Source organism: Ruegeria sp. ABV3_008 (assembly GCF_056161185.1).
This window is the reverse complement of the sequence record NZ_JBSWYP010000017.1, coordinates 31010-44088: the sequence shown is the minus strand read 5'-3', so window position 1 is coordinate 44088 and position 13079 is coordinate 31010. Positions and strand designations below refer to the sequence as shown.

The following is a 13079-nucleotide window of genomic DNA, read 5'->3' as shown; positions in this document are numbered from 1 at the left end:
GGCATGCTTGGGCTGTGCGTAAAACAGCGCAAACGGGACCCCCTGAGACGTCAACAGTTCGTCAGCAATTGCATTATTGTCCACGCTTTGGCGGTAACCTCCGCTTATGCAGAAAGATCCTCACAACCACCTAAATCGAGGTGGTTTTCCCCAAGATTTCTCCGCCTGCTTAAAAAACGACTTACTCTAACAAGACAAAAGCCCTCACAAAGCCTAGCCAACATTATAAAAAAAGCCAGATTTGTTTGGTAAAGTTACCCACAAGGCATAAGGTTGACCCGGTTCAGTCATAGGTGTTTTTAAGTGAATAGTTCCATTAGGGAAAACGACATTGCCATTATCGGCATGGCCGCGCATTTGCCTGGGGCGGCCTCGGTTGACGAGTATTGGCGCAACTTGCGGGCTGGTATTGAATCTATCCGCCATCTTAGTGAAAACGAATTGCGCACGGCTGGTGAAGCTCCGCATTTACTGAACCGGCCGGATTATGTGCCTTTTGCTGCCCCTCTGGAGGAGTTTGAGGATTTTGACGCCGAATTTTTCGGACTCTCCCCCAAGGAAGCGGCCATCATGGATCCGCAGCATCGCCAATTCCTTGAGGTGTCTTGGGAAGCTCTGGAAAATGCAGGTCATACGCCGGAAAGCTTTTCTGGTCCAATCGGGGTCTTTGCCGGTTGCGGCATGGGGAGTTATTTCTATTTCAACATCTGCTCGAATGCTGACCTTGTGGATGACGTGGGCATGTTCCTGTTGCGCCATACCGGCAATGACAAGGATTTCCTCTCAACTCGTTTGAGCCATATTCTTGACCTCAAGGGCCCCAGCGTGAATGTGCAAACGGCCTGCTCAACCTCGCTGGTGGCAACGCATTACGCCACGCAGGCGTTGTTGACCGGTGAATGTGATATGGCGATTGCCGGGGGCGTCACCATCGAGTTGCCGCAAAACCGCGGCTACATCTATAAAGAGGGTGAAGTTCTGTCGCCGGATGGTCATTGCCACGCCTTTGATCATCGGGCGCAGGGGACAGTTTTTGGATCAGGTGCAGGGGCAGTGGTGCTGCGTCGCCTGTCAGATGCGATTGCCGATGGTGATCACATCTGGGGTGTGATCCGCGGTACGGCGATCAACAATGACGGGGCCGACAAGGCGGGGTATCTGGCCCCGTCCGTCGAAGGGCAAGCTGCTGCCATATCCGAGGCCCACACCATGGCCGATGTCACCGCCGATACGCTGGATTACGTGGAATGCCACGGCACCGGCACGTATCTCGGGGACCCGATCGAGGTGGCGGCGCTGACACAGGCCTTTTCAGACACCACCGATGAGACGGGGTTTTGCAAGCTTGGGTCGGTGAAAACCAATATCGGCCATCTGGATACCGCCGCCGGGGTGGCGAGCCTGATCAAGACATCGTTGGCCCTGCATCACAAGGAAATCCCGGCAAGCCTGGGCTATGAAAAGCCCAATCCGGCGATCGATTTCGAAGACAGCCCGTTTCGCGTCAATGACCAGTTGACTCCATGGGTGTCTTACAAAGGGCCACGACGCGCCGGGGTGAATTCGCTGGGGGTCGGCGGAACCAATGCCCATGCGGTACTGGAAGAGGCCCCCACACGGGCCGCCTCCGAGCCATCCGATTGGCCGTTCCAATTGCTGACTATTTCTGCGCGCAGTAAAAAGGCGCTTGAGGGCAACTCAGCCGCGCTGGCCACACATTTGCGGGCGCATCAGGATGAAGATCTGGCCGATATCGCGTGGACCCTCAAAGAAGGACGTCGGGGTTTCGAGAAACGCCGGGTGATTGCTGCCGAAAGCCACGAGGAAGCCGCGGCGCTTCTGGAAGACGGCGATCCGCGCCGGGTCTTTACGCATTCCGTCATCTCCAACAATCCCGACCATGTTTTCATGTTCCCCGGAGGTGGTGCGCAATATGCTGGCATGGCGCGCGATCTCTATGAAACAGAGCCTGTTTTTGCCGACTGGATGGATCGCGGGCTGGAGATCCTGCAGCCCAAGCTCGACTATGACATCCGCGCATTGTGGCTGCCGGAATCCGGGCAGGAGGCCGAGGCTGATGCACGTCTGACAACGCCTTCGGTGCAATTGCCGCTGATCATGATCACCGAATATGCCCTGGCGCAGCTCTGGATCAGCTGGGGTGTGGAGCCAGCCGCGCTTGTCGGTCATTCCATGGGGGAAAACACCGCCGCTTGTGTGGCCGGTGTCATGTCCTTTGAGGATTGCATCGGCCTTGTGCATCTGCGCGGCCAGCTTTTTGATACCGTACCGGCAGGTGGTATGCTGAGCGTGCCGCTGCCTGCGGATGAATTGCGCCCGCTGCTGGGGGGCGATCTGGATCTGGGCGCGGTGAACGCCCCGGGCTTGAGTATTGCAACCGGGCCTCAGGCCGCGCTTGACGCGCTTGCCGAGCGGCTGCAGGTGCAGGATATCGACTGCCAACGCATCCAGATCGACATCGCTGCGCATTCCCGCATGTTAGAGCCGATCCTGAAGGATTTTGGCGATTACCTGCGCGGCATCACCCTGAACGCTCCGCAAATTCCGTTCCCATCGAACCGGAGCGGCACATGGATCACAGCCGAAGAAGCCACCGACCCGGAATACTGGGTCGGGCATCTGAGAAACACGGTTCATTTCGCCGATTGCATCACCACACTGGCGGAAAACCCCGAGCGGATTTTCATTGAGGTCGGTCCGGGCAAAGCGCTGGCCTCACTGACCGGCCAGCATGACAAGGTGGATGCCAACCAGGTGATTGGCAGCCTGCGTCACCCGCAGGATGACATCGCCGATGACGCATATTTCCTTGCGATGCTGGGCCGGGTCTGGGCCTTGGGCGGAGAGTTTGACTGGGGCCAATATTGGGGCGAGGCGCGGCGCAATCGCGTCGTGTTGCCCAGTTATGCTTTCCAGCGCGCGCCCTATTTCATTGAGCCGGGCAAAGCCCAGTCAGATGCGGAAACCCAATGGTTGATGCGCAGCGATGATCCTGATGGCTGGGGATACCGCGTCAGTTGGACCCCTACCTATGCTGCTTGCGATATCGACGTGACGAAGGGCCTGGAAGATGTGCCACCTGAAAGCTGGCTTGTCTTTGAAGATGAAGCGGGCCTGTGCCGTCAATTGGCCGAGCGCCTGCGGGGTGCTGGCCACACCGTCACCACGGTGGTTCCCGGCGACGGCTTCGCGCGCATCCAGGAAGATCACTACTGTCTTGCGCCGGAACGGGGGCGCGAAGGTTATGACATGCTGCTCAGGGATTTGTCGGACCAACGCCGCCTGCCCACCCGTATTGTGCATGGCTGGTCCCTGACAGATCGTGAAAGTTTCCGCCCTGGCAGCAGCTTCTTCCACCGCAATCTGGAACAAGGCTTTTATAGCCTCTTTTTCCTGGCGCAGGCGATTGGCGAAGAAGACCTACCAATGCCGCTGCATATGCATGTGCTGAGCTCGGGTGCCTTACAGGTTAGGGGTGAAGATTTACCACACCCGGAAAAAGCTACGCTGACCGGTCCCGCGCGGGTGATCCCGCGCGAGTTTCCCGGCCTGACATGTGCTCTACTCGATATTGATCTGCCTCAGGCCGAAGGCAAACGCCGTCGTCCGACCCTATCCGACGACATGGTGGATCAGGTGCTTGAGGATCTGCTCGCAGAACCGGCCACACTGACTGCCGCCATTCGCGGCGGCAAACGCTATGTGCAGGGGTACCGGTCGCAGCCTCTGCCAGAACCTGACATTGCAGATTTACCCCTGCGCACCGGGGGCACTTACCTGATCACCGGTGGGTTCGGAGGTATCGGGCTTACGTTGTCCGAAGCTCTGATCCGCAAAACCGGGGCCAATATAGTTCTTATGTCGCGCAGCTCTCTGCCCGCGCATGACAGCTGGGAACAAATTCTGCATCAGAACGCTCCACAGGACCGAACCGTCCGGAACATCCGCGCGATCCAGACACTTGAAGCTGCTGGCGGGAAAGTCCTGCCCCTTGCAGGAGACGTCAGCAATGTCGAAGACATGCAGCGCATCATTGCGCGCAGCACGCAAGAGTTTGGAGAAATCCATGGCGTCATTCATGCCGCTGGCCTGATCGATGACGCGCCTATCATGACCAAGTCCATGATGGAGATTGAAGACGTCTTTACCCCCAAGATTCACGGCACGCAGGTTCTGGATCAGGTCTTTCCTGACGGATCACTTGACTGGCTGGTTCTGTTTTCCTCGACGTCGACGGCAACCGCGCCCATTGGGCAGATCGATTATGTAGCCGCCAATGAATATCTCAACGCCTATGCCCGCGCACGCGCGAAGGACAAGACACAGGTGCTGGCTGTAAACTGGGGCATCTGGTCCGATGTGGGCATGGCCGCGGATGCCATGGAAACGCGCATCGGACCCGAAGAGGCGCCGGTTGAATCGATCGACCAGCCCATGTTGGACAACGCCACTTTTGATCGGTCCGGAAACCGGGTTTTTACCGCCGAGTATGAAGTGGCGGGGCGCTGGTTCCTTGATGATCACCGGACCAAGACGGGTCAGGCACTGGTGCCGGGCACAGGTTATCTGGAGCTTGCCTCCGAGGCCCTGCGCGCCCAGGGCGAAACCGGCCCGTTTGAAATTCGGGACCTCTATTTCCTACGCCCGCTGGCTGTTGATGATGATACCGGCCAACAGGTGCAACTGCGCCTGCCACGCAGCGACATGGGCTATGATCTGGTGATCGAGAGCGCTCCTGAAGGGGTATCCGGCCTTGAGATGAACGCCCAAGCCAACCTATCGCTCTTGCCGCTGGAAACGCCACCGCCCCTTGATATTGCCGCGATCACCGCCCGATGCGCTCCGCAGTATAAAGCCGAAGCAAATGCGCGCCTGACAGCTGCACAAGAAGCACATCTAAACTTCGGCCCGCGCTGGCAAGTCCTGACCCAGACAGCCATCGGTACCGAAGAGGGTATTGCCCATCTCTGCCTGCAGGAAAATCTGACAGGCGATCTGAGCGCAGGCTATGATCTTCATCCCGGTCTGATGGATTTGGCGACGGGATGGGCGATGGACCTGATCGAAGGCTATCAACCCACCCATCTGTGGGTGCCCGTTTCGTATCGCTCGGTGAAAGTGCACCACCCGCTTGGACCACAGATCGTTAGCTGGGTCCGTAACGCTGGCGACAATCAGGCTGATGGCGAAACGGCCGGGTTTGATGTGACAATTGCCCTGCCCGACGGCACAGTATGTGTTGAGGTTCAGGGGTTCACCATCCGGCGGATGGATTCTGCCGCAGACTTTGCCCAGAGCGATACATCACATGCGGCGAGTGCAGGGGATGCGGATATCGCACAACCCTTGTCGCCTGCCGAGGAGCGGCTGCGCCATAACCTGTCACAGGGAATTCTGGCGTCAGAAGGCGCGGACCTCTTCTTCCGTGCACTGGGATTGAACCAATCGCAGGCCATTCTGTCATCTTTGGATCTAAACGCGCTGATTGAACAGGCCGCAGAGACGGGCGCCTCCGCCGGTGACAGCGACCAGAAATTCCAACGCCCGGATCTCGACGGAGAATATGTGGCGCCGGACAATGATATTGAACGCCGGTTGGCCGGGTTTTGGCAGGAGCTGTTGGGAGTTGATCAGATCGGGGTCGAGGACAGTTTCTTTGACCTCGGGGGGCATTCCCTGATCGCCGTCCGGCTTTTTGCACAGATCCGGAAAACCTATAATGTGGATTTCCCCATTTCCGTTCTGTTCGAGGCGCCAACCATTCGCAAATGCGCCGAATTGATTGCCACCCGTGGCGTGCCCACTGAAGGGGCCTCAGAAGCGGCCCCTGCGGATGCACCAACCGCACCTGCGCGTCGCTTTACGCATCTGGTTCCGATGCATTCCGGCGAAGGCGGATCGAAAACACCATTTTTCCTGGTGGCAGGCATGTTTGGTAATGTGCTCAACCTGCGCCATCTGGCCCATCTGATCGGGTCTGATCGGCCCTTCTACGGGCTGCAGGCCCGTGGCCTTTATGGTGACGAGGAACCGCATCGTGATCTGCGCGAAGCGGCACGCGACTATATCGCCGAAATGCGTCAGGTTCAGCCGCATGGTCCCTATATGCTGGGTGGATTCTCGGGCGGTGGAATCACCGCTTATGAGATTGCACGCCAATTGACGGAAGCTGGTGAAGAGATATCGGCCCTGATCATGTTGGATACCCCCCTGCCAGTGCGACGGGCGCTGAGCACGCGTGATCGGGCGATGATCCAGTGGCTTGAGCTGAAGAGGAAGGGGCTATCCTACCCCGTGACTTGGCTGAAAAACCGCCTCGCCTGGGAAATCGAGAAACGGAAGGATGGCATCGAAGACGATACTGCCACGGACGCTCAGCATTTCCATGACACTGCCATTGAAGCTGCGTTTCTGGAAAGTGTAGCAAGTTACCCGCTGCGGCCCTGGAACGGGCCGCTGACCTTGTTCCGGCCACCACTTGTCGGCAAATGGCAGGTCGCTCCGGACCGTCTTGTCAACAGCGAACGCGATTACCTGACCCATGACAATGACTGGACAGGTTGGGCTCCCAACATAGAGATACATGAAGTGCCGGGAGACCACGACTCCATGGTGCTTGAACCGAATGTTCGGGTGCTTGCCGCCCGTATGCAGCGCTGTCTGGAGGCCGCTGAAATTTCCGTCCCCACTCTTAGTCATCCACCCCACCAGGAGGCCGCGGAATAAACATGTCCGACTCTCGTGTTCTCACTATTATTCTGAATTATAAAACTGTGGATATGTCGCTGCGCTCGGCCGAAGCCGCCCTGCATGCAATGGAAGGAGTCAAAGGTGAGATCATCCTTGTTGACAATGATTCCGACGATGGGTCTTTCGAAAAAATGGCAACACATGTTACGGCGCAGGATTGGGCTGAAGGAGGACGGGTCAGGGTTTTACAATCCGGACGTAATGGCGGTTACGGAGCGGGCAATAATGTCGGCATCCGGGCTGGCCTGAGCGATGGCAGCCAGCCGGACTACATCTATGTCCTGAATTCAGATGCCTTCCCGGCACCAGATGCCATTCGCATTCTGCGCGATCATCTTGATCAGAACCCGCAGACAGGATTTGCCGGCAGCTATATTCACGGCGCGGAGGATGAGTACCATAATTCGGCCTTTCGTTTCCCATCGGTGCTGAGCGAGTTTGAAACCTCCATCCGCTTCGGGCCCGTCAGCCGGTTATTGAAAAAACATATCGTCGCAGGATATGCCCCCAAGGATCTTTGCAGCGTCGGATGGCTTTCCGGGGCCAGTCTGATGATGCGCCGGGATATGCTGGATCAGGTCGGTCTTTTTGACGAAACCTTCTTTCTTTATTTTGAGGAAACCGATCTGTGCCTTCGAGGACAGCGCGCAGGTTACAAGGCGCAATATGTACCGCAAAGCAGCGTGATGCATATCGGTTCGGTATCGACGGGGATGCAGACATGGAACCGGGTACCAACTTATTGGTTCGACTCGCGCCTTTATTACTTCATCAAAAACCACGGCGTCCTTTATGCGACCGGGGCGACCCTTGCACATCTGAGCGGCGGTTTTCTGCATTGGCTACGCAGTCTGATTACCCGCAGGAAACGCGATGTACCGCCTTTCTTTTTAACGACCTTGGCCTGGCATGATCTGAAAGCGGGTCTGCGGGCTTGCCTGCCTAATCGCAGACGGGAGCGCCATCCTAAATCTGTTGCTGGAGAGTAACATATGCCCTTTTCAACCCTGTTGATCGGCCATGAATCCCTGCTTGTGCAATGCGGCGCAATGCTGCTTGAGGCCGGTCATAGTATCAGGGGTGTTGTAACCCGAAATCCGGATGTGCGGGATTGGGCTGAAGGCCAGTCGTTGGCGGTCCACGCGCCGGGCTCGGACCTCGCTGACCGGCTTGCTGATACAGAGTTTGACTGGCTGCTCAGTATCGCCAATCTTGATCTTCTGCCGCAGGCTCTTCTGGATCAGGCCCAAAAAGGGGCAGTCAATTTCCATGACGGCCCCCTGCCCCGCTATGCTGGGCTGAACGCGCCGGTCTGGGCGCTTTTGAATGGAGAAACCCAACACGGCATCAGCTGGCACTTGATCACAGATGGGGTGGACGAAGGCGACATTATCACTCAGCGCCATGTAGATATCAGCGCAAACGACACGGCATTGACGCTCAACACCAAATGCTATGGCGCTGCGATGGACAGCTTTCCCGATGTCATTGCAGCGCTTGAAGCGGGCATTCCCAACCCACATTCTCAGGACCTGAGTCAGCGCAGCTATTATTACCGCGATGCGCGCCCTGAGGCCGGAGCGCAGATTGATTTCACTGCCCCAGCCACACTGATAAACACCTTGGTTCGCGCCCTTGATCACGGGGATTATTGGAACCCGCTGGCTTGCCCCAAGCTGGATACGGGAGATCAGGTCTACCTGGTTGGCCAGGCCGAGGTTCAATCATCGGAACAGGCCGCACCGGGTACAATTTTGGCCCGCGATGCGGAAAGCCTGACCATCGCCACCGGGCAGGACGCCATCAGATTAAGTCAGTTCAGAGACTGTTTTGGCGAGGAGATCACGGCAGCCGACATCGCCCCGGATTGCAATGTGCTCCCCTTGTTCGGTGCCGCAGACCGGGCCGAGCTTACCATCACGCTCACCCCCGTAGTCAAAGCGGATACTCACTGGCGGAAAGTCCTGGAAACGCTGCAACATACCGATCTGCCATTGATTGAACGAAATGCACCCGCATCCGGCGTGATTTCACACGCCGTGAATGGGAGCGCCACCTTTGAGAAAGCAGCCACTGCGCTGGCCGCGCTTTTCCTGTGCCAAGGGGACGGCGATGCCCTGAATCTGGCTCTGGCTCTGCCCGAAACGACCTCAGACTATGTCAGTAGCTGGGCACCGGTCACCGTGACATCCGGCACTACAATAGCGGATCTACAGGCCGGGTTGACGCAAGACATCACCGCAGCCCGGGCACGTGGCGGGTTTTCCATTGACCTCCCCGCACGTCTGTCCCGGTCCAAAGATGATCGTTTTGCTATGCCACAGCTTGGCCTGACAGATTCAAATGCTGAACTGATCCCTAGCACCAGCCTGACCCTGTCGTTTGTAGAGAGTCAGATTCAGCTTTGTGCCGACAGTGGCCATATCAGCGCCGAGGCGCTGACCCTGATCGCCGCTCGGCTAGAAGCCATCATGGCACAGTTGGATGCCCCGGAGACGGCCTTAAAACCCATCCGCGATCTATCCCTGATGCCTGAAGCCGAGCGGGTGAAAATCCTGACGGAATGGAATGCGACCGACACGGATTATGATCACACGACCTGCATTCATCAACACTTTGAAACCCAAGTCGTCCGGTCGCCCGACGCCACTGCGCTAGCGTTCGAGGATCAAAGCTTTAGCTACGACGCCTTGAACCGGGCGGCCAACCGGGTTGCGCATGTTCTGCAGGACATGGGGGTTGGCCCAGGTACTTTGGTCGGGCTGCATGTCAAACGCTCGCCGCAGCTTGTGATTGCCGCCTTGGGCATTCTCAAAGCTGGCGGTGCTTATGTGCCGATGGACCCCTCTTACCCGGCGGACCGCACCGCGCTGTATCTTCAGGATAGCGCCGCACCCGTTGTCATTACCGAGACCGATCCGGCCCGGAATCTGCCGGAATCTGGGGCGCAGATACTGTCAATCGATGCAGATCCGCGCCTGTCTGCTGCGGCTGACAGCAACCCTGGCAGCAACGTGACAGCAGATGATCTGGCTTATGTGATTTATACGTCTGGCTCGACCGGGCGGCCCAAGGGCGTGATGATCGAGCATCGCAATGTATCGAACTTCTTCACCGGTATGGATGGGCGTATTTCGCATGATGCGGCAGGTGTCTGGATGGCGGTTACCAGCCTGTCATTTGATATTTCCGTGCTGGAGTTGTTCTGGACACTGGCGCGCGGATTCAAGGTTGTCCTAAGCGATGATGACAATCGCGCCCTTGTTGCTGGCGACAGCACCCCGGCACATGGAAGCACCAGACGCGGCATGGAGTTCAGCCTCTATTACTGGGGCAATGATGACGGCGTCGGCCGTGACAAATACAAATCCCTGCTGGAAGGGGCAAAATTCGCAGACAAGCACGGATTCTGCGCCGTCTGGACGCCCGAGCGTCACTTCCATGCTTTTGGCGGGCCCTATCCGAACCCATCGGTCACCGGCGCGGCCGTCGCGGCCGTTACCGAAAACTTATCGGTGCGTGCGGGCTCCTGTGTCGCGCCCCTTCATCACCCCGCTCGGATTGCCGAGGAATGGGCCATCATCGACAACCTGACCAATGGGCGCGCCGCCCTGGCTATTGCTTCCGGCTGGCAGCCTGATGATTTCGTTCTGCGCCCGGAAAACACCCCGCCGGACAACAAACCTGCCATGCTGCAATCGATCGATATCCTGCGTAAACTCTGGAAGGGGAAACCTGTAGAGTTTCCAAAGAAGTCCGGGGAAATGCACGCCGTCGTTACTCAGCCCCGCCCCGTCTCAAAGACGCTTCCGGTTTGGGTCACAACCGCAGGCAACCCGGCAACCTGGAAAGAGGCCGGCGCCATCGGCGCGAATGTCCTGACCCACCTTCTGGGACAAAGCGTCGATGAAGTGGCAGAAAAAATCGGACTCTATCACAGCGCATTGCGCGAAGCAGGCCATGACCCGAAGGACCACACTGTCACCCTGATGTTGCATACATTCGTCGGCGCTGATCGTGAAGAGGTACGCGAAGTGGCGCGCGAACCGATGAAGGATTACTTGCGCTCCGCTGCAGGATTGATCAAACAATATGCCTGGGCCTTCCCCGCCTTCAAGAAACCCGAGGGCGTCAGCAATGCGTTCGAACTGGACCTGGGCTCACTTGAAGAAGAAGAGCTTGAGGGCATTCTTGATTTCGCCTTCCTGCGGTATTTCGAAGACTCCGGTCTTTTTGGCACGGTCGAAGACTGCCTGACGCGCGTCGAAGAGCTTAAGCAAATTGGCGTGGATGAGATTGCCTGTCTGATCGACTATGGCATCCCGGTGGATCAGGTGCTCGAGGGGCTCAAACCTCTGGCCGAGGTTCTGCGCCTGTCCAATCAGGATACCGAACCACCCGAGGATGATTTTTCGATCGCGGCACAAATTCATCGCCACAAGGTTACGCATATGCAGTGTACTCCCAGCATGGCGCAGATGCTGGTGATGAATGACGAAGCCCGTCAGGCGCTGTCGCATCTCAAGTACATTATGATCGGGGGCGAGGCTCTGCCTGGCGCATTGGTATCGGAATTGGCCGGTATCACCTCGGCACGTATTGAGAATATGTACGGGCCAACAGAAACCACCATCTGGTCGACGACCGAAACCGCTGCATCAGTGGGAGGTACCGTCAATATAGGTCGACCAATTGCCAATACTCAGGTCTATGTTCTGGATGAGGATCAAAACCCGACACCCATTGGTGTTGCGGGTGAGCTCTATATTAGCGGGGCGGGTGTCGCCCGTGGGTACTGGAAACGTGAAGATCTGACAGCCGAACGTTTTGTGCCTGATCCATTCCGTGACCAACCTGATGCTCGGATGTACCGGACCGGTGATCTGGCGCGTTGGCGTCCGGACGGGCGGCTTGATTTCCTGGGTCGGGCAGATCATCAGGTCAAACTGCGCGGCTATAGGATTGAACTGGGCGAGATCGAGAGTTTACTTGATGCTCAGCCGAGTATTCGCCAATCCGTGGTTCTGGCCCGCGAAGATACCCCGGGGTTGACCCAACTGGTGGGGTATCTGATCGCGGATGGTGATCTGAATGAACGGGCATTGCGGGATACCCTGACCGGGCAGTTGCCCGAGTTCATGATCCCCGCGCATTTCGTCACTCTGGACAGCTTTCCACTGACGCCCAACAAGAAGATTGATCGAAAGGCGCTGCCGGCTCCTTTGCCACGCAAGGTCGCTCCAACCACGCAGTCTCAGACGGCTGACCCCACGCCCACAGCTGCATCGGATGGAACAGCTGTTCGACAGGTTGCCGCAATATGGTCTCGGATTCTTGGCGTTCAGGATATCAGCCCACGCGACAATTTCTTTGATCTTGGCGGCCATTCACTACTGGCCGTGCAGGCGCATCGTGAAATCAGAAAAGAGCTGAACGTTCAGGGCCTCAGCATTACGGATATCTTCCGGTTCCCGGTCTTGGGCGTTCTGGCTGCCAAGATCGAAGAAAAAACAGGGGTTGTAGCTGGTATGGGTTCAGCGACAGAGCCCCCCCCGACAACAGAGAAATCTGCTCAATCCGACAAGGCGGCAAAACGCAGCGATGCCATGTCGCGTCGGCGTGAGATGCGCGCCCGACGTCAAAAGCGAGCATGACAGAGCTTGATCTGATCCTCACGGAATTACGTGACGTGCTCGGTCCCGATATCGGGATCGGGGTCACCAACCCCAAAGCGCCCGAGGGCGTTTTATTTCCCGAAGAAGCCTCTGCTATGGATCGTTCAGTTCCAAAGCGCAGATTGGAATTCACAGCGGGGCGCATAGCCGCCCGCCAAGCCATGGCAGAGATTGGTCACGCTCAAACTGCAGTCCCAATGGCCCCGGATCGCAGCCCAGTTTGGCCTGATGGCCTGACAGGCTCTATCGCCCATTGCGATGATGTCTGTATCGCAGTCGCTGCGCAAAACCATTCGATCCGCAGCATCAGTATCGACGTCGAGCACGACACCCCCCTTGATCCTGATTTAGAAGAAGTAGTTTGCACCCCGTCCGAGCGGGTTTGGCTCAACACTCAGTTGGCAAAAGAACGTGGATATCTGGCGAAGCTGATCTTCTGCGCCAAGGAGAGCGCTTATAAAGCGCTACATCCACTGACCGCTGAGATGATCGAGTTTGAGGATGTAGAGATCGTATTTCAATTGAACGCGAGAACGTTCCAAGCATTTCCACGCAACTATGAGAGGTTACAAGGTATACTGGCCCGAAGCCACGGTCGACTTATGACTGTGGTATCCCCAGAGAGCTAGGCCA

General features: G+C 57.3%; 4 protein-coding genes. All 4 read left to right on the top strand.

Annotated elements, in window-relative coordinates:
* Positions 1-303 precede the first annotated feature (303 nt).
* The 4 genes from ACXAH8_RS21210 to ACXAH8_RS21195 are packed head-to-tail and all read left to right on the top strand — an operon-like array spanning position 304 to position 13075.
* Positions 304-6747: a type I polyketide synthase gene (locus ACXAH8_RS21210; protein WP_475220537.1), complete on the top strand. Its 6444-nt coding sequence runs from the start codon at positions 304-306 to the stop codon at positions 6745-6747.
* A gap of 2 nt (positions 6748-6749) precedes the next feature.
* Positions 6750-7760 (top strand): glycosyltransferase family 2 protein, encoded by a 1011-nt coding sequence (locus ACXAH8_RS21205; RefSeq protein WP_475220536.1) that lies wholly within the window; start codon positions 6750-6752, stop codon positions 7758-7760.
* A gap of 3 nt (positions 7761-7763) precedes the next feature.
* The gene (locus ACXAH8_RS21200; protein WP_475220535.1) at positions 7764-12425 is read left to right on the top strand and encodes a MupA/Atu3671 family FMN-dependent luciferase-like monooxygenase; all 4662 of its coding nucleotides are present in this window, start codon (positions 7764-7766) and stop codon (positions 12423-12425) included.
* Positions 12422-13075, top strand: coding sequence for a 4'-phosphopantetheinyl transferase family protein (locus tag ACXAH8_RS21195; RefSeq protein ID WP_475220534.1), 654 nt, complete (start codon positions 12422-12424; stop codon positions 13073-13075). The genes ACXAH8_RS21200 and ACXAH8_RS21195 overlap by 4 nt, the downstream gene beginning before the upstream one ends.
* Positions 13076-13079: the final 4 nt, after the last annotated feature.

Excerpts from the sequence above, each read along its gene's own strand:
- ACXAH8_RS21205 (WP_475220536.1), top strand. The coding sequence starts at position 6,750 with ATGTCCGACTCTCGTGTTCTCACTATTATTCTGAATTATAAAACTGTG.
- ACXAH8_RS21200 (WP_475220535.1), top strand. The coding sequence starts at position 7,764 with ATGCCCTTTTCAACCCTGTTGATCGGCCATGAATCCCTGCTTGTGCAA.
- ACXAH8_RS21195 (WP_475220534.1), top strand. The coding sequence starts at position 12,422 with ATGACAGAGCTTGATCTGATCCTCACGGAATTACGTGACGTGCTCGGT.